At 52.1% G+C, this 16,689-nt stretch carries 19 protein-coding genes; 3 read left to right on the top strand and 16 right to left on the bottom strand.

Annotated elements, in window-relative coordinates; translation table 11 throughout:
- The first annotated feature begins 75 nt into the window (after positions 1-75).
- Positions 76-2,922, top strand: coding sequence for an aminomethyl-transferring glycine dehydrogenase (gene gcvP / locus AB8Q18_13880; protein ID XDZ51245.1), 2,847 nt, complete (start codon positions 76-78; stop codon positions 2,920-2,922).
- Positions 2,923-2,980: 58 nt separating this feature from the next.
- Here gcvP and AB8Q18_13875 read toward each other — a convergent pair whose 3' ends face one another.
- The gene (locus AB8Q18_13875; protein XDZ51244.1) at positions 2,981-3,697 is read right to left on the bottom strand and encodes a molecular chaperone; all 717 of its coding nucleotides are present in this window, start codon (positions 3,695-3,697) and stop codon (positions 2,981-2,983) included.
- A 36-nt stretch (positions 3,698-3,733) separates the two neighbouring features.
- On the bottom strand, positions 3,734-4,036 hold the full coding sequence (locus AB8Q18_13870; protein XDZ51243.1) for a hypothetical protein: 303 nt from the start codon (positions 4,034-4,036) through the stop codon (positions 3,734-3,736).
- 279 nt (positions 4,037-4,315) lie between these two features.
- On the opposite strand from AB8Q18_13870, the gene AB8Q18_13865 reads away from it, so the two are divergent.
- Positions 4,316-4,537, top strand: coding sequence for a (2Fe-2S)-binding protein (locus tag AB8Q18_13865; GenBank protein XDZ51242.1), 222 nt, complete (start codon positions 4,316-4,318; stop codon positions 4,535-4,537).
- A gap of 78 nt (positions 4,538-4,615) precedes the next feature.
- Here the strand turns inward: AB8Q18_13865 and bfr (AB8Q18_13860) are convergent, their stop codons facing one another.
- The 7 genes from bfr (AB8Q18_13860) to metG form a co-directional block, all read right to left on the bottom strand.
- Positions 4,616-5,089, bottom strand: coding sequence for a bacterioferritin (gene bfr / locus AB8Q18_13860; GenBank protein ID XDZ51241.1), 474 nt, complete (start codon positions 5,087-5,089; stop codon positions 4,616-4,618).
- 21 nt (positions 5,090-5,110) lie between these two features.
- Entirely contained in the window at positions 5,111-5,575 is a 465-nt protein-coding gene (bfr, locus tag AB8Q18_13855; GenBank protein ID XDZ51240.1) for a bacterioferritin, read from the bottom strand.
- 122 nt (positions 5,576-5,697) lie between these two features.
- Complete coding sequence (locus AB8Q18_13850) at positions 5,698-6,900, bottom strand: aromatic amino acid transport family protein (GenBank protein XDZ51239.1); 1,203 nt, start codon at positions 6,898-6,900, stop codon at positions 5,698-5,700.
- Between the two features lie 206 nt (positions 6,901-7,106).
- Complete coding sequence (locus AB8Q18_13845) at positions 7,107-7,868, bottom strand: M48 family metallopeptidase (protein XDZ51238.1); 762 nt, start codon at positions 7,866-7,868, stop codon at positions 7,107-7,109.
- 135 nt (positions 7,869-8,003) lie between these two features.
- Positions 8,004-8,168, bottom strand: a complete 165-nt coding sequence (locus AB8Q18_13840; protein ID XDZ51237.1) for a rubredoxin — start codon at positions 8,166-8,168, stop codon at positions 8,004-8,006.
- 71 nt (positions 8,169-8,239) lie between these two features.
- Complete coding sequence (locus AB8Q18_13835) at positions 8,240-10,174, bottom strand: ribonuclease catalytic domain-containing protein (protein ID XDZ51236.1); 1,935 nt, start codon at positions 10,172-10,174, stop codon at positions 8,240-8,242.
- 92 nt (positions 10,175-10,266) lie between these two features.
- Entirely contained in the window at positions 10,267-12,327 is a 2,061-nt protein-coding gene (metG, locus tag AB8Q18_13830; GenBank protein ID XDZ51235.1) for a methionine--tRNA ligase, read from the bottom strand.
- Between the two features lie 178 nt (positions 12,328-12,505).
- Between metG and AB8Q18_13825 the strand changes: the two genes are divergently transcribed.
- A complete protein-coding gene (locus AB8Q18_13825; GenBank protein XDZ51234.1) occupies positions 12,506-12,940 on the top strand; it encodes a hypothetical protein in 435 nt (144 codons plus the stop codon).
- Between the two features lie 69 nt (positions 12,941-13,009).
- Here AB8Q18_13825 and AB8Q18_13820 read toward each other — a convergent pair whose 3' ends face one another.
- The 7 genes from AB8Q18_13820 to mlaD form a co-directional block, all read right to left on the bottom strand.
- Positions 13,010-13,510, bottom strand: a complete 501-nt coding sequence (locus AB8Q18_13820; protein ID XDZ51233.1) for a TlpA family protein disulfide reductase — start codon at positions 13,508-13,510, stop codon at positions 13,010-13,012.
- A gap of 2 nt (positions 13,511-13,512) precedes the next feature.
- Positions 13,513-13,923, bottom strand: a complete 411-nt coding sequence (locus tag AB8Q18_13815) for an acyl-CoA thioesterase (protein XDZ51232.1) — start codon at positions 13,921-13,923, stop codon at positions 13,513-13,515.
- Between the two features lie 2 nt (positions 13,924-13,925).
- The gene (locus AB8Q18_13810; protein XDZ51231.1) at positions 13,926-14,300 is read right to left on the bottom strand and encodes a VacJ; all 375 of its coding nucleotides are present in this window, start codon (positions 14,298-14,300) and stop codon (positions 13,926-13,928) included.
- A 95-nt stretch (positions 14,301-14,395) separates the two neighbouring features.
- Complete coding sequence (locus tag AB8Q18_13805; GenBank protein ID XDZ51230.1) at positions 14,396-15,292, bottom strand: VacJ family lipoprotein; 897 nt, start codon at positions 15,290-15,292, stop codon at positions 14,396-14,398.
- Positions 15,289-15,585 (bottom strand): lipid asymmetry maintenance protein MlaB, encoded by a 297-nt coding sequence (locus tag AB8Q18_13800; protein ID XDZ51229.1) that lies wholly within the window; start codon positions 15,583-15,585, stop codon positions 15,289-15,291. The genes AB8Q18_13805 and AB8Q18_13800 overlap by 4 nt, the downstream gene beginning before the upstream one ends.
- A gap of 2 nt (positions 15,586-15,587) precedes the next feature.
- On the bottom strand, positions 15,588-16,187 hold the full coding sequence (locus AB8Q18_13795) for a phospholipid-binding protein MlaC (protein XDZ51228.1): 600 nt from the start codon (positions 16,185-16,187) through the stop codon (positions 15,588-15,590).
- 26 nt (positions 16,188-16,213) lie between these two features.
- Positions 16,214-16,687: an outer membrane lipid asymmetry maintenance protein MlaD gene (gene mlaD, locus AB8Q18_13790; protein XDZ51227.1), complete on the bottom strand. Its 474-nt coding sequence runs from the start codon at positions 16,685-16,687 to the stop codon at positions 16,214-16,216.
- Positions 16,688-16,689: the final 2 nt, after the last annotated feature.

Raw genomic sequence — 16,689 nt, 5'->3', positions numbered from 1 at the left:
GTTGCGGGCTTTGTTTTGCCTTGCATGTCAAACGATTAACGTTTGGTCATTCTTGATTATAAAAGGGTTTAACTCATGAGTATTCAATCATTGTTCTTCAATGAAGAGTTCGTTGGCCGCCACATTGGCACCTCTGCCGCCGAACAAAGCAGCATGTTGGCCGATTTAGGCTTGAACAGCATGGCCGAGTTTGTGGCCCAAACCGTACCGGACAGCGTGTTGATGCCGCAGCCGTTTGGTTTGCCTGACAGCCTAAGCGAAGCCGATGCCTTGGCTAAACTAAAAGCCATTGCCAGCAAAAACAAAATTTTTAAAAGCTACATCGGTATGGGCTATTACCCAACCCGTTTGCCTAACGTTATTGCGCGTAACGTGTTGGAAAACCCAGGCTGGTATACAGCCTATACGCCTTACCAAGCTGAAGTGTCACAAGGCCGCTTAGAAGCTTTGTTGAACTTCCAACAGGTGTGTATTGATTTATCAGGTTTAGAAGTATCTGGCGCGTCTTTATTGGACGAAGCCACCGCTGCTGCTGAAGCCATGTCTATGGCCAAACGTGTGTCGCGCTCTAAGTCTAACCAGTTCTTTGTGGACAACCGCGTGTTGCCACAAACCTTGGCGGTGATGCAAACCCGCGCCAAATACTTTGAATTCGACCTAGTCGTGGGCGATTTGGCTCAGGCTGCTGAAGGCGACTACTTTGGTGCTTTATTCCAATACGTGGGCGTGAACGGCGACGTGGTGGATTTGACCGACGTGATTGCTGCGGTTAAAGCCAAAGGCGCTTTGGCCTGTGTGGCCGCCGACATCATGAGCTTGGTATTGTTGAAATCACCAGGTGAAATGGGCGCCGACGTGGCCTTGGGCAACACCCAACGTTTTGGCGTGCCGATGGGCTTTGGTGGCCCTCACGCAGCATACTTCGCCTTTAAAGACAGCATGAAACGCTCTGCCCCTGGTCGTTTGATCGGTGTATCGGTTGATGCCGGCGGCAAACCAGCCTTGCGCATGGCTTTGCAAACGCGTGAGCAACACATTCGTCGCGAAAAAGCCAACTCTAACATCTGTACCTCGCAAGTATTATTGGCTAACTTGGCCGGTATGTATGCTGTCTACCATGGTCCAGAAGGCGTGAAACGTATTGCTAACCGTATCCACAGCTTGGCCAGCGCATTTGCCAACACCGTTGTGGCCGCCGGTGGCAAAGTGGTGCATGAGGTTTTATTTGACACCGTTCAGGTTGATTTGGGTGCTAAAGCCGCCGACGTTTACGCCGCTGCGCAAGCTGCGGGTTACAACCTGCGCCAAGTGTCTAGCAGCGTATTGGCCGTCGCCTTCCATGAAGAGTCTAGCCTAGACGACCTAAACCAATTGACCCAGCTGTTCGTAGGTAAAGACGCGTTGATCGACAGCATCACGACCCGCTTGCCTGCGGCCGTATTGCGTACCGACGCGATCTTGTCTCATCCTGTGTTCAATAGCTACCACACCGAACACGAAATGCTGCGTTACTTAAAACGCCTAGAAAGCAAAGACATTGCGCTGAACTTCAGCATGATTTCATTGGGCAGCTGTACCATGAAGCTGAACGCCACGGCCGAAATGTTGCCGATTACTTGGCCTGAATTCTCAAACATGCATCCGTTTGCGCCGAAAGACCAAACCGAAGGCTATATGGGCATGTTGGATGGCTTAGCAGAACAGCTGAAAACCATCACCGGTTTTGACGCCATGTCGCTACAGCCTAACTCTGGCGCCCAAGGTGAATACGCTGGCCTAGTGGTGATTCGTCGCTATCATGAGTCTCGTGGCGAAGGCCATCGCGACGTGTGCTTGATTCCTCGCTCTGCCCACGGCACCAACCCAGCCTCAGCCCAAATGGCCGGCATGAAAGTGGTGATCGTGGCCTGTGACGAATTGGGTAACGTGGACGTGGAAGACCTAAAAGCCAAAGCTGCTGAGCATTCGGCTAATTTGGGTGCGTTGATGATTACCTATCCATCAACCCACGGTGTGTTTGAAGCGTCGATTCGTGAAATTTGCAGCATCATTCACGCCAACGGCGGTCAAGTGTACATGGACGGTGCGAACATGAACGCCCAAGTGGGCATCATGCAGCCTGCCGAAGTCGGCGCGGACGTATTACACATGAACCTGCACAAAACCTTCTGCATCCCTCACGGCGGTGGCGGTCCTGGCATGGGCCCAATCGGCATGAAAGCGCATTTAGCGCCGTTCATGGCCAGCAACATCGTGGCGCCGATTGACGGCTTAGACGCTGAGTTTGGTGCGATTTCTGCTGCGCCTTACGGCAGCGCCAGCATCTTGCCGATCACTTGGATGTACATCACCATGATGGGTAAAAATCTGCGTCAGGCAACTGAAGCGGCTTTGCTACACGCCAACTACATCGCGCATCATTTGAAAAATGATTACCCTGTGCTGTACACAGGCCAAAACGACAAAGTGGCGCACGAATGCATCATTGACATCCGTCCTTTGAAAGAAGCCAGCGGCATCACTGAAGTGGACATTGCCAAGCGTTTGATGGACTTCGGCTTCCACGCCCCAACCATGTCGTTCCCTGTTGCCGGTACTTTGATGATTGAGCCGACCGAAAGCGAAAGCCAAGCCGAAATCGACCGCTTTATTGCGGCGATGAAGCAAATCAAAAAAGAAGTGTTGAAAGTGCAAGCCGGTGAATGGCCACTAGAGGACAATCCTTTGGTGCATGCTCCACACACGCACGCCAACGTGATTGCCGACGAGTGGACCCACGTTTACAGCCGTGCAGAAGCCGTGTATCCATTGCCATTCGTGGCGGCCAATAAATACTGGCCGACCGTGAACCGCGTGGACGACGTGTACGGTGACCGTAACTTGATGTGCAGCTGCCCTAGCCCTTCTGAATACGAAGACTAAGCGTACGCTTTTCACGTTCAGCAAAACCCCGTCATAGACGGGGTTTTTTTATGGGCGGCTAGGGCGGTGTGAGCTGATGCTGGCTGCGATGGGGTTGGCCAAAGTCATCCAAAGTGGTGAGGGTGATGGTTTGACCGATCTTTAGAGCGGCTGTGCGGCTCAAAGGGTGGCGCTGGGTGCTATTTGGGGCCACCATCACCGGTTCGGCCAACAGTTTCTGGCCGCTTTGCCAGCGGCTAACCGTCACATGATAGGGCGTTGGGTTGCGGATCAGCAGCTGGGCGTGGGGCGCATCTAGCGCAATGCTCAGCTTGGTACCGCCGCCTAGTCGGTTGTTGTTGAGGTGTTTGGGACGTAAAAATAATTTCACCATGCTTAAATACTGCATGGTATCGGGTTTACTCAGGGCCTTGAGCGGGGTTTCTAAAAAGTAAAAGTAATACACTGCTTCTTGGGTCTTGGGGCAGGTCTGCGGCGTACCGGTATACAGCAGTACCGCTTTTTGCGGGGTTTTGGGCTGCATTTTAAACTGGGCTGGCAGTACCATAAAGGGCGCTTGTGCCTGATCAGGCAGCAGCTGGTGCGGGGCTTCATCCACCCAAGTGGTCAGAACGCTGGGGCTTTTGACGTAGTCGGCTAAAAAAGTGAGGGTTTGCTTTTGCTGTTGGCAATAGTGAAACAGGCGCGTACCCATAAGGGTAGCGCTCGCCTGGGTGTGAAGCGGCCAGCCTAAGAGCCATAGGCAGGCCACCGCAAAGGCAGTGAGTCGACGCATGATGTGTGTGGTTTCGGCTCTGGGCCTGAATGGTTTTTATAAGTAAGCGGCAAACACCACATTGGGGTTTGCTGGCTCGATTTTACCACTGTCTACACGCGCGAGTTCACCTTTTTCTAAGTGGTCGCTGTTGATTAAATGCACCGACATGTGTTCTTTGATGTTGGCGGCACAGGCTTCAACGGCCACGGCTTCGGCTGATTTGACGACAGGTGCTTCTACATTAAGGCTACAAGAAAGATCGACGACCTTACCTGAAATGGCGATGTTGCCACCATCGGCGGCCATGACGGCGCCAGATAAGACCAAAAGCAATAGGGCGGGTAGGTATTTTTTCATTTTTGACTCCCCCGGAATCGTTGTCGGTATCCTGCTGTACGCCTTTATTATTAGGGGTCTTGCTCATAAAATAAAGCTTTCTTTAAAGAAAGTCTGATAAAAAGTAAAACTATATTGAAAAATGCGAGTGAGGGCAGTAAATGCTTGATCATATGATGAAATGAGTTAAACTGAATGGTTGTTGCTGGGTTTGTGGCGGCTGGCAAAATAGCCCTTGCCATGATTAATGATAATCAGTATTATTAACGTCATTGATTAGACGAAACAAAGGGCAGCCTCATGTACATTTGCATCTGTAATGGGATCACGGACACACAAATTAAAGCAGAAGTCAGCGCTGGTGCGACCAGCTTAGCCGACCTCCAGGCCAGCTTAGGCGTGGCGACCTGCTGTGGCTGTTGCTCTGATGCGGCCAGCGCCTATCTGCCCGGGACTCAATCAGCTGGCGCCTCTATTCCCGCATTTTCAGCCTGCGCCTGTGCCGCAGCGGCCATTGCCTAGGCCCCGATTAAGCGAATTCTGAATAAAAACAAAGCCCTGTTGCGCGATTGCAACAGGGCTTTGTGGTTAAAACGCCACTCAGTCTTCTTGAGCCGACGTCTGTAGATAGTTCATCAAGCCTACTTCGTTGATCAGCTCTTGTTGGGTTTCTAGCCAATCGAAGTATTCTTCGTTGGTGTCCAGCTGAACCGCTAAGAGGTCACGCGAAACGTAGTCTTGCTTTTCTTCACATAGGGCAATCGCCGTCACCAAGGCTTCGTGCTTATTGGTTTCTAGCTGTAGATCGCAGGCGATGATTTCAGGCACGCTTTCGCCAATCAATAGCTTGCCTAGTTCCTGTAGATTGGGTAGGCCTTCCAACAGCAGCACGCGTTCAATGATTTTGTCGGCGTCCTTCATGTCCTGAATCGATTTTTTATAAATCTGTTCGCCTAGCTCGGTAAAGCCCCAGTTTTTCAAAATGCGCGCATGTAAGAAATATTGGTTAATGGCGATTAACAGCAGGCCCAAATTTTTATTGAGCTGCTGAATCACGATGCGGTCACCTTTCATGGTCACTCCTTTTTGTGTGGATTAGAACTGGCTTTGCAAGTAGTTTTGCAGGCCCACCATGTCGATGAGGCGTAGCTGCTGTTCTAACCAGTGGGCGTGGTCTTCTTCAGTGTCTTGCAACTGGGTTACCAGCATTTCACGGGTGACGTAGTCCTGCTTGCTTTCACACAGGGCAATGCCTTTTTTCAAGGCGCCGCGGACTTCTTCTTCCAGGTTTAAATCCAAGCGCAGCATTTCGGGTACGTCTTTACCGACATTAATCGCGCTGGGCACCATTTTAGGCGTGCCTTCCAGCATTAAAATACGGGTGATGATTTGTTGCGCATGATTGGTTTCATCAGCCATTTCATGGTTGATGCGCGCAAAAAGTTTTTGATAACCCCATTCGGCATACATAGAAGAGTGAATGAAGTATTGGTCACGTGCCGCAAGCTCCCCTGCCAGCAAGACGTTTAAATAGTCAATGACTTCTGGATTACCTTTCATGTCATACCCTTTCATATTAATTTGTTCAATTGTTTCACCATTATAACCGATTTAGATTAAAGAACTCTTTAATAATAACTATAGAAAAACCCGCCAGACGGCGGGTTGCGGGTGATTCCTATTTATCCGACGGCGGGGATGACGCCGATCATCTGCAGCAGCTGTGAGCCGATGATGGCGCAGCCAATGATGAAGACCAGAACCAGGGTGGCCTTACCCCCTTTGACCACGTAGTCGCTGCCGGTGGGCATTTGTTGGCGTTTGGCCCACACCATGGCGACCGGTAAAAAAACGGCTAAAATGGTTAACGCAATGGCGGCATAGCCTAGCGCGGTGATGAAGCCTTGGGGATAGAAAAGAGCAAAGCCTAATGGTGGGACAAAGGTGATCAGGGCAACCTGAAGGCGGTGGCTGCCGCTGCGATTGCGGTTGAGCGAGTCGGCAATAAAGTCGAACAGGCCTAGGCTCACGCCTAAGAATGAGGTGGCCAGAGCCAAATCGGCGAACACGGTGACGGCTTTATTCACCATCGGCGTTTGTAATGATTGGCTGATGGCGCTCATGAACTGGCTCAGGCCAGGGCTGCCAAAGAGCTCTGCTTGGGTGAAAATGCCTTGAATGGCCACCTGCCACAGCAGATACACAATGAGCGGCAAAGCCGAGCCAAAAATCATGATTTTGCGTAAGGCCTTGATGTCTTTACCGACGTATTGCACCACGGAGGGGATGCTGCCGTGAAAGCCAAAAGACGTAAAAATCACCGGCAGCGACGAAATCAACAGGCCTTGCTGCAGCGGCATGGCCATTAGGTTCTCGGCCTGTACGTGCGGTAATAAGAGGCTGAGCATGATCACCAAGGCGATGATTTTTAAGGTGAATAGCACACGGTTGACGATGTCGACCGAGTGCGTGCCGATCGACACCACCAATGCCACCACCACGGTGAAGAATACCGTGCCCCACGTGTGTTGCTGAACGTTAAACCAGGCGTTGATTTTGTCGTTAAACTGGGAGCCGCCGCCGGCAATGTAGGCGGCGCACAGTGCGTAAAAGAGGAACAGCACGGCAAATGTGGCCAGATAGCGGCCTTTTTTACCCAGAAATTGATGCGCCAGCGTGTGTAAGGTGGCGTCAACGGGCGCGTGCTGGTGGACTTCCAGCATCAGCATAGCGGTGTAGGTCATCAATAGCCAAATGCCGCACATAATAAGGGTGGCTGGCCAAAAGCCGATGCCGGCGGAGGCCAGCGGAAGCGCCAGCATCCCTGCACCAATGGTGGTGCCGGCAATGATTAAGGTACTGCCTAATACTCTATTTGTCGTCATGATGGATCTTATTCGGAAAGAGACACGGTTGCCCCAGGGTTAGGAATAGTGAAGGCCCATAATGGGCATGGTGAGTGAGTATAGCATTCGTATAATCGGATTAACAGACGGGGTTTTTTGCGCCCAGGGCAGGGCTTAGATCTTAGACGGCATAAAAAAACCACCCTGAGGTTAGGGTGGTGTGGGCATAGACGTATGGCTTAGCGTTATTTAGGCGCGGGCGCTTTCTTGCCCTTGCTTTGTTCATACAGCGGCATCAGCGTCGGGATGAATTTTTGCAGTTCTTTTTGGCGTGCCTCGCTGGCGGGGTGGGTTGAGAACATACCACCGCTGGCGCCTAGGGCAGCCATTTTTTGCCACAGAGTGACCGCCGCCTCAGGGTTGTAGCCTGCACGCGCCATCATTTCAAGTCCAATGCGGTCGGCTTCGGTTTCCATGGTGCGTGAAAACGGTAGGGTGACGGCCAAGTTACCCACTTGGGCTGCTAGGTCGGTTTGGCTGCTGGACAAGCCTGCGAGCTTACCCACCAGGCTTAAGCCTTGGCTTTTTGCGAAGTCTTGTGACACCTGTTCACGGCTGTGCTCGCGCAAGACGTGGGCCATTTCGTGGCCGACGATGGCGGCCAGTTCGTCATCGCTGAGTTTTAGCTGGTTCACGATGCCGGTGTAGACCACCATCTTGCCGCCGGGCATGGCGAAGGCGTTGACTTCATTGCTTTTGATGACTTCAATTTGCCAATTAAACTGATCGGCGTCTGGGCGGAACACCGTAGTGTGTGGCACCAAGCGGTTGAACACGGTTTTGACGCGTTTGGCCGTAGGCGAAGACGTATCCAGCAGGCCTTTTTGACGGGCTTCGGCAGTCAGCTGCTTGAATTGCTGCGCAGATTCAGCGTTCAGCTCTTCGCTAGGAATCAGCAGCAGCTGTTTGCGATTGCTGCCGGTGAGGTCGGCGCCTGTTGTACTCATGCAGCCGCTTAAGGCGCCCCCGATAACCAGGGCCGCCACTAATGAAGTGAGGTGGTTTTTTTTCATGGTGTACTTTGTCCGTAAACGTGCCAATATCATAATCGAATCATGCCGGCTTAGGCAAATGACTGCATCTTAAATTTCAATCATTTCAAAATCATCTTTGCGTGCATCGCAGTCTGGACAAGTCCAGTTCGGCGGAACGTCTTCCCATTTAGTGCCCGGTGCGATGTTGTCGTCCGGCATGCCTTGGGCTTCGTCATAAATAAACCCACAAATCAAACACATCCACGTTTTCATATTGTTTCCTTTGTTTTCATACTTTAAGGTCGTTCAGTCAGCCGCGAGGCTAGGCGCTCGCGGCGGGTTATTTAGCTGGCGGTTGGGCCGGCGTCGGCGGCTGTTGCGTCAGCCACTTCTGGCGTTTCTGCTGCGGCGCTCACCAGAGGCTCTGGCGTACTCACCACGCTTAAAAACTGCATTTGGGCGGTTTGGTGAACCAGATCAATGTGCTGAACGCTGAGCTTCACCACTGATTTGGGTACGGTGCCTTGCGGCAGGCCAATGATACGCTGAACCATCGGCAGCCCTTGGATGCGTACTAGGTCTTCTTTCAGCACCAAGGCCGTGAGCTCGGTGATGGCTTCCTGTTTCAGATAGCGCAAACACCAATAATGTTCCATGGTTCTTTGGAAATCGTTGTAGGCGCTGTAGGTGGCTTCAAAGTCACGTAACACGGCAAACAGCATGCTGTCGCCGCTTTGGTAGCGCATCGGCTTCTGTCCGATGAGGCCCAAAATTTGGCTTTGGTTGATGTAGTCGACGGCGCGGCGTAGCGGTGAGGTACACCAAGCGTAATGTGACACGCCCATGCCTACGTGGGGCTCAGACTGCGTACTCATGCGCACCTTACCGGTGGGCTGGATACGGAAAATCCCTGGCGTTTCGTTGTCGTCCAACATTTTGGCCCAGTGGCTGTTGGCCAAAATCATGATTTCACTGACCAGCAGGTCGATGGGGGCACCGCGCTGGCGCTTAGTGATGCTGACGTGCTCATCAGCATCAATGTCGATGCCGTAGTCGAACTGTACCGGACGGCTCGGGTCGTGTTTGCCGCGGGCAGTTTCCAGGTGTACGGCCAGCTGATGCAGCCACAGCAATTCGGTTTTATAGGCAAAGTCCGGCAACGTGGCCGGTGTGGCCAGCGTCTCTTGATTAAATACAGGCTCAATTTCGTGCAGGCGAATATTGGCGTCAATCCACACGCTTTCTATTTTGCATTCTGGCGTGCTTAGGGTGTTGTCTGGCATCACGTCGATGTAGAGGCTTAATGCAGGACAATGACGGCCGGCGTCTAAGGTGAAGTGTTGCACCCATTCGTCTGGCAGCATGGTGATTTTGTCGCCAGGATAGTAGACCGTGCTGAGGCGATTAAAAATCAGGCGTTCGATGTCGCTGTCGGCGCTGATGGCTAGGCTGGGCACCGCAATGTGAATGCCTAAGCGGGTGCTGCCGTTGGCCTGTGGCGTCACGGAAATAGCGTCGTCGATTTCGGTGGTGCTGATGTCGTCAATCGAGAAGGCCTTAATGCCTACCGCTTCAGGCAGGTTTGGCAAAGTCGGAATCGGCAACTCTGGGAAGGCGGTGCCTTTGGCAAAGTGCTGGAGTAAAAAGCCTTGCAGTAAATAGTCAGGAATCGACGGTAGGCCACCTACGCTTTGGGCTAAGGCCAGCGGCGATTGTTTGCTGCGATCGGCGGCCAAGGCAAAGGCTTTGTAGGTCAGGCTTTGCTTATTGGGCAGATGCAAGATGGTCATCAAATCGGCTTTGATCGCCTCTGGCAACTCTTGTTGGCACAGGGCGTCGGCCCAGGCTTCGATTTGGGCTTCTTCTTGCTTCTTGCGCTCGATGGCGGCCAGGGCCGCTTTTAAGGTGTCTTCTGGTGCAGCTTTAAAAAAGCCTTTGGCTTTTTTGTAAAAATACATCGGCGCCGCATAGATTTTCATATAGGTGGCGGCCAATTCAATGTTGTTGGGCTTATGTCCAAAGTACTCTTCGGCAATGTCGACGGCGCTGAATTCCTCTTCGCCACACACTTCCCACAGAAAATCGACGTCGACGTCTTCGGCCGTGGCCGTGGCCTGAGCCAAGAAAGGCTCAAGGGCGCCGTCAAACTCTAAGAAGACGTTATTGGCTTTGATTTTGGCGCGTTTGCCGTGTTGGGTGTCGACCTGGTAAGAGGCGTCGTTTTTGGTCACAATGCTGGCGACCTTAAACTGGCCACTTTCTTCATAAAAAATATTCATAGGGTTGTGAAGCTTTGCTTGGTGAAGAGTAAGAAGGGATTATATAACAAAAAAAGGCTGCCTAAATCAGACAGCCTTAATTGATTCATGGGTTAGCTGATGCGCATGCCTGGTTGGGCACCGCTGTCGACGTCGAGCAAGAACAAGCCGTCTTTGCTGTCTGTACCAGAAGCGCACACAATCATGCCTTCAGAGACGCCAAAGCGCATTTTACGCGGGGCCAGATTGGCCACCACGATCACTTGACGGCCGACTAATTCAGCCGGGTCTTGGTAGGCGGCCTTGATGCCTGAGAAAATGGTGCGCTCTTCAAAGCCCAAGTCGACGGTAAACTGCAACAGCTTGTCGCTGCCTTCAACCGCCTGGCAGGCTTTAACGGTGGCCACGCGCAGGTCTACTTTGGCAAAATCATCGATGCTGATGGTGTCGGCCACAGGCTCATGGTTGGCAGCGTTCATCACGTTGGCCGTGGCCTGTAACGCCTGTTTATTGGCTTCAACCAGCTTGGTTACTAGCTCAGGCTCGATGCGCTGCATCAGGTGTTTGTAAGCGTTAATGCCTTGTGCTGGCAAAATGACCTTGCTGTCGGCCCAGGTAAGCGGGGCAATGTTTAAGAAGGCTTCCACCTCTTCGGCGACTTTGGGCAGCACGGGTTTTAAATACACCGTTAAGATTTTAAAGGCGTTGATTAATTCACTGCACACTTCGTGCAGGCGCGTCTCTTGGCCTTCTTGCTTGGCCAGCTCCCACGGTTTATTGGCATCAACGTAGGCGTTGACCTTGTCGGCCAAGGCCATGATGTCGCGCAAAGCCTTACCGTATTCACGGCCTTCGTAGTCGGCGGCGATGCCGTCAGAGGCGGCGGTTAGCTGGGCCAGTAGTGCGCTTTGGCCCATGTCTAAGATCTGGCCGTCGAAGCGCTTGGTGATGAAACCAGCGGCGCGCGCGGCGATGTTCAAGTATTTGCCTACTAGGTTGCTGTTGACGCGCGAAATGAAGTCTTCCAAGTTCAAGTCGATGTCTTCAATGTGGCTGTTGAGTTTGGCGGCGATGTAGTAGCGCATCCATTCTGGGTTCAGCTTGCAGTCTAGGTAAGACTTAGCGGTGATGAAGGTGCCGCGTGATTTAGACATTTTGGCGCCATCTACGGTCAGGAAGCCGTGGGCAAATACTGAGGTTGGCGCCCGTAAGTTGGCGAACTTCAAAGTAGCTGGCCAGAATAAGGCGTGGAAATACAGGATGTCCTTACCGATGAAATGGTACATTTCCGTGGTGGTGTCAGGCTTGAAGTATTCGTCAAAGTCGATGCCCTGCTTGTCGCAGTAGTTTTTAAACGAAGCCATGTAGCCAATCGGGGCGTCTAGCCAAACGTAGAAGTATTTACCGGGTGCATCTGGGATTTCAATGCCAAAATAGGGCGCATCGCGGGAAATGTCCCAGTCTTGCAGGCCGCCTTCTAGCCACTCTTGCATTTTATTGCGGCCTTGAGCCTGTAGGTGATCTTGCTCTTGGCCGTTGATCAAGGTGGTGCTGCCGCTGGTCCATTCTTTTAAATAGGCTTCGCAGTCGCTTAAGCGGAAGAAAATGTGTTCACTTTCTTTCAATACCGGCGCTGCGCCGGTGATGGCCGAATAGGGCTTAATCAGCTCGGTTGGACGGTAGGTGGTGCCACACACTTCGCAGTTGTCGCCATATTGATCTTGACTGTGGCATTTTGGACACTCACCTTTGACGAAGCGATCCGGCAGGAACATGTTCTGCTCAGGGTCGTACAGCTGCTCAATGGTGCGGGTGGTGATTTTGCCGTTGGCCTTTAGGGTTTTGTACACCGATTGCGACAGCGCAAAGTTTTCTTCTGAATGGGTGGTGTAATAATTGTCGTAGCCGATGTGAAAGCCGGTGAAGTCGGCCAAGTGTTCGGCACGCATTTCATCGATCAAGGCTTCTGGCGTGATGCCGCGACGCTGGGCGGCCAGCATCACTGGCGAGCCATGGGTGTCGTCGGCGCAGATATAATGACACTCGTTGCCCCACATTTTATGAAAACGGACCCAAATATCGGTTTGAATGTGCTCAACCATGTGGCCCAAGTGGATGCTGCCATTGGCATAAGGAAGGGCACTGGTGACCAAAATCTTTCGTTTTGTACTCATTTTGAATCCGTTCATCTGTAAAAATAAAAAGCAAGGTTTTCGATTATAGCAGAGGCGGGAATAGATGGGGGACTCTGCCGAGGATAGGGGGTGTTCAAGCTTCTGAGATGCGGTACACTAGGCTGAACCCATCATTTGATAGACAAAAAGGGTTTAAATAATGAGCACAGGAGGCATGATGAACAAAACGTTAGCGATGGTTTTATGCCTAGGGTTATTTGCCTGTAGCGATCAGGCAAGCACCGAGTGGCAAAAAAAGTATGACACGCTGAATGCCGAATACCAGCAGTTGAAAACCGAGCATGAGGCATTGGTGGCCAAGGTCGAACCTAAAACGGCGGCTTCAGGCGATGATTTGATGGTAGAAATTGAAGCTGAGAAACGTGCGCGTTATAGTGCCGTAGCAGCAGCTTTAAAAGCCCAGCCCGAAGCGATTCCACTGAAGGCCGAATTGGGCGGCACCATGTTCTTTACCGACATTAAAACGCTCAACGATGAGTGGGTGTACGGGGCTTATGAGGATGGCCATGTGGCTGGATCAGCCTTGTTTGCCTATCGCGTTGACGATGGCCAAAAAGTGGCCTTTAAAGTAGTCAATGAACTCACTGAGTAAAGGTGAGAAAAAGTAAAGGTGAAAAAAACGCCTGAATCATCGATTCAGGCGTTTTTTTGTGGTCGAGGCTTAGGCCTGATTGGGCAGTTCTTTTTCGATCAGCTGATGCAGGTCGGCAAAGTTAGGTTCGCCTACAATGGTGGTGATGATGTCACCGCTGCTGTTGATCAATACCGACGTGGGCGTGAGTTGGACGTTGCCATAGGCTTTGGCCACGGCACCGGTTTTGTCTTTGGTGACGGTGAACCCAGACATGTCGTATTTGGTTAGGAATTCTTTAATGTGGTCTTCAGGATCATATTCCATGGCGATGGCAATGGTTTGGTAGCCTTGATCACCGTATTTTTTCTGGGTGGCGATCAGCTCGGGCATTTCGGCCACGCAGCCGACGCAAGAGGTGGCCCAGAAGTTCACCAAGGTCACCTTACCAGCAAACTGCTGTTCGCTCACGGCCTGGCCGTTAAAGTCGATGAGGCTAAAGGCAGGAGCCTGTTGCTTGTTGCTGCTGATGGCAAACCACACTAAGGCGGCCACGATCACCAGCAGAAGAGGGAGAAGAATTTTTTTCATGCTTACGCTGCGTCAATTAAAGATTGTAAAAGGTCGGCGATGTCGCCTTGAAGCTGGACGGCTTTATTGGCCTTAGGATCAACCACCACAAAGGTAATGTCGGCATCGGCGACGACGGTGTCGGTGCCTTTTAACACGATGGTTTGGTTGATGATGGCGCTGCGGTTGCCCACGTGCTTGAAGCCGGTTTTGACCGTCAAGGCGTCGTTCATCACGGCACCGCGACGGTAGTTAATGTTGATGTTGACCACGATCAAGCTGAGTCCGCAGGCCAAAAAGCCCTCTAGTACCTTGGCATCTTCAAAATAGGCCCAGCGGGCCTCTTCTAGAAATTCTAGATAGCGCGCATTGTTCACGTGCTGGTACAGGTCTAAATGGTAGCCGCGGACTTTAATGTCGGTTTCATGCGCCATGCTTAATCCTCAGGCTGATCAAGCACGATGGCTTCAAACGGCTCACGTTCTAATTCGGTGCGGCCAAGGTCGGTGACGATGGTGGATAAGTGTAGGTCAAACCATTCCCCAAAAATATCAGGGTGTAGGTCTGGCCAGGTGTCTTGCTCTTCACACCAGTCGGCCAGCTCGGCGCTGAAGATTTCGTCTAGGCGCGCTTCAACTTTGTCCCAAGCGTCGTCAATGTCTTCGCAAGGATCCAGTAAATAAGCGTTAGGATCGGCTTGTAGGTCTTCCAGGCACAGGCCTTCAACGTCAATGCCAGGTAGGTCTTGAAGCCATGCCCAGAAGGGCGCTTGGGGGATCAGTAAAATAATACTGCGGTTAACTTCATACATGGCGTCTACCTTTTTAAAAGAAACAAAAACCTCATCTAAGCGTTAGCTTAAACAGTTGTGGCCGTGGGGGCAAGTTTATGGCCCTTTTTTTAGCCTTAGGGTGCGGTTTGGCGGCGGGCTTCGTCTTCACGCAGCCAGTCGTTGATGTCGATGACGCGCGTCTCGGTGGCGTCTGGATAGGCTGTGACCGTCGAGTGCTCTACTTCTGTGGCCGCGGCAACGGCGTCAGCCGGCAGGGCGTCTAGGCTGTGGCCTTCTTGGTCATGCTCGGGCGTCACTAAATCATCGATGTCGAAATCGTCGTTGGCACCGTAGGGTACGGCACCCACGATGGCGCGGCTACGGTAGGCCATATAGGCGTCGCGAATGTAGGCGTAATGGTCGACGGCAGCCTCTTCGGCGCTGTCGGTGAGGTCAAGCAATGCCTCACGATCACCCACGGCACCCACCACGCGGGTTGAATTGCCTAAGGTGTTGTCGCGCAAAATATAGCCATCAGCTGGCGCCACTAAAAAAACCGTGCTGCCGATAGAATCACGTACGGTAGATGGGCCGATTAATGGGTAGACAAAATAATTGCTGTTTTTCCAGCCCCACGACGCAAACGTGTCGCCCAAGGTACTTTTATGGCTGGGGATTTGTGCTTCAGTGGCGATGTCGAGCAGGCCGCCGAGGCCAAAAGTGGTGTTGATCCCAAAGCGGACGATGTCGGTGCCGGCTTTTTCAATGTCTAAACGCAATAGGTTACTGCCAAAGCTGTACAGATCGCGTAGGTTATTAAAAAAGTTATTCACACCCTTACGCACGGGTGACGGCGTCACGGCACGATAGCCTTTGGCCACGGGCGTCAGCACGGCTTTGTCGATGCTGGTGTTGATGCTGAACATCACCCGGTTATACGACTCATAGGGGTCGTTGGGATTGGTTTCGGCCAAAACAGGCTGGCTGACGAGGAGTAGGCCAAGGGTGAGGGTGCTGAGCAATTTTTTCATGAGGCGGTAATCACTGTGTCTAATTCATAAAGCGTGTTTAACGCCCGAACAGCCTCGGGCAGGTTGCGCACGTTTAAGGGGGTTAAGCCTGCTTGCTGGCGCGCTTTGAGGACGGCCAGTAGCAGGCCTACACAGGCCGAATCGGCTTGGCGCACACCGGCAAGGTTAAGGCTCTGAATGCGGCTTTGCTGACAGCCTTTGACCACTTGGGCCAAAAGGCTGGGGCTTAGAGTTTGCATCGAGACTTCGCCGCTGAGGCTGATTTCTGGGGCTTCGATTTGGACCTGTAACATGGCTATTGACCGTTTTTGCTGCGCAGCTGTTTGATCAAACCATCGATGCCGTTTTGGCGGATTTCATCGTTAAACTGGTTGCGGTAAACGGTGACCAAGCTGGCGCCTTCAACGCTGATGTTGTACACGCGGTAGCGATCGCCGCTCTTGTACATGGTGTAGTCCATTAGGGCTGGTTTACTGTCGTTTTTGGTAGCGAATACTTCGGTGCTGACCACGATTTCACGACCGTTGTTGTTAACCTTAGGATTGTCTTTTACATTCACCACGGCGTTTTTAAATTTCAACATGGTGCCAGAGTAGGTGCGAATCAACAGGGTTTGAAACTCTTTAGACAGCTGCTGCTGCTGAGCCGGGGTGGCGGTGCGCCAAGGGCGGCCAACGGCTAGGGCGGTCATGCGCTGAAAGTCAAAGAAGGGCAGCGCATAGCGCTCGGCTTCGCCGCGCACCTGAAGGTCGTTGCTGCCGTTAGATTTTTTCAAGATGCTCAAAACTTGATCGGCGTTTTGACGCACCTGTTTGACGGCCTCTTGTGGGCTGGCAAAGGCCATGGTGATGCTGAGTAAACCAATGCTGATGGCTTGTAGAAAAGCGTGTTTCATTGTCGTTCCTTTATAAGTAAAGTGTGTTAGTTTTGGTCTGCGTTTTTCTCAGCAAAGCTGGTCATAAACTTGCCAATTAATTGTTCTAATACCAAGGCGGAGCTGGTTAAGGCGATGGTGTCGCCGTTTTGTAAATCGTCTGCTTCAGCGCCCTGCATCAAGCCGATGTATTGCTCGCCCAATAGGCCGGAGGTCAAGATTTCGGCAGAGGCGTCGGTGCTGAATTGATACTGGCCATCCATGTTTAAGGTCACCACGGCCTGATAAGTGTCGTGGTCTAGGCTGATGTCTTGGACACGGCCTACCAGTACGCCAGATGCTTTCACCGGGGCTTTAGGTTTCAGGCCGCCAATGTCGGAGAAGTTGGCCTTGAGGGTATAGCTTTGGCCACTGCTGCTGCCGGGCACCAGATTGGCCACGTTAAAGGATAAGAATACCAAGGCTGCCAAACCGATGGCGACAAATAGACCCACCCATAATTCTAAAGTTTTTTGTTTCATCA

It is taken from the genome of Neisseriaceae bacterium CLB008 (assembly GCA_041228285.1).
GTDB lineage: Bacteria > Pseudomonadota > Gammaproteobacteria > Burkholderiales > Neisseriaceae > JAGNPU01.
Note: the sequence above shows the minus strand (reverse complement) of the source record. Positions and strands in the feature narration are given on the sequence as shown.

Excerpts from the sequence above, each read along its gene's own strand:
- gcvP (XDZ51245.1), top strand. The coding sequence starts at position 76 with ATGAGTATTCAATCATTGTTCTTCAATGAAGAGTTCGTTGGCCGCCAC.
- AB8Q18_13875 (XDZ51244.1), bottom strand. The coding sequence starts at position 3,697 with ATGCGTCGACTCACTGCCTTTGCGGTGGCCTGCCTATGGCTCTTAGGC.
- AB8Q18_13870 (XDZ51243.1), bottom strand. The coding sequence starts at position 4,036 with ATGAAAAAATACCTACCCGCCCTATTGCTTTTGGTCTTATCTGGCGCC.
- AB8Q18_13865 (XDZ51242.1), top strand. The coding sequence starts at position 4,316 with ATGTACATTTGCATCTGTAATGGGATCACGGACACACAAATTAAAGCA.
- bfr (XDZ51241.1), bottom strand. The coding sequence starts at position 5,089 with ATGAAAGGTGACCGCATCGTGATTCAGCAGCTCAATAAAAATTTGGGC.
- bfr (XDZ51240.1), bottom strand. The coding sequence starts at position 5,575 with ATGAAAGGTAATCCAGAAGTCATTGACTATTTAAACGTCTTGCTGGCA.
- AB8Q18_13850 (XDZ51239.1), bottom strand. The coding sequence starts at position 6,900 with ATGACGACAAATAGAGTATTAGGCAGTACCTTAATCATTGCCGGCACC.
- AB8Q18_13845 (XDZ51238.1), bottom strand. The coding sequence starts at position 7,868 with ATGAGTACAACAGGCGCCGACCTCACCGGCAGCAATCGCAAACAGCTG.
- AB8Q18_13840 (XDZ51237.1), bottom strand. The coding sequence starts at position 8,168 with ATGAAAACGTGGATGTGTTTGATTTGTGGGTTTATTTATGACGAAGCC.
- AB8Q18_13835 (XDZ51236.1), bottom strand. The coding sequence starts at position 10,174 with ATGAATATTTTTTATGAAGAAAGTGGCCAGTTTAAGGTCGCCAGCATT.
- metG (XDZ51235.1), bottom strand. The coding sequence starts at position 12,327 with ATGAGTACAAAACGAAAGATTTTGGTCACCAGTGCCCTTCCTTATGCC.
- AB8Q18_13825 (XDZ51234.1), top strand. The coding sequence starts at position 12,506 with ATGAACAAAACGTTAGCGATGGTTTTATGCCTAGGGTTATTTGCCTGT.
- AB8Q18_13820 (XDZ51233.1), bottom strand. The coding sequence starts at position 13,510 with ATGAAAAAAATTCTTCTCCCTCTTCTGCTGGTGATCGTGGCCGCCTTA.
- AB8Q18_13815 (XDZ51232.1), bottom strand. The coding sequence starts at position 13,923 with ATGGCGCATGAAACCGACATTAAAGTCCGCGGCTACCATTTAGACCTG.
- AB8Q18_13810 (XDZ51231.1), bottom strand. The coding sequence starts at position 14,300 with ATGTATGAAGTTAACCGCAGTATTATTTTACTGATCCCCCAAGCGCCC.
- AB8Q18_13805 (XDZ51230.1), bottom strand. The coding sequence starts at position 15,292 with ATGAAAAAATTGCTCAGCACCCTCACCCTTGGCCTACTCCTCGTCAGC.
- AB8Q18_13800 (XDZ51229.1), bottom strand. The coding sequence starts at position 15,585 with ATGTTACAGGTCCAAATCGAAGCCCCAGAAATCAGCCTCAGCGGCGAA.
- AB8Q18_13795 (XDZ51228.1), bottom strand. The coding sequence starts at position 16,187 with ATGAAACACGCTTTTCTACAAGCCATCAGCATTGGTTTACTCAGCATC.
- mlaD (XDZ51227.1), bottom strand. The coding sequence starts at position 16,687 with ATGAAACAAAAAACTTTAGAATTATGGGTGGGTCTATTTGTCGCCATC.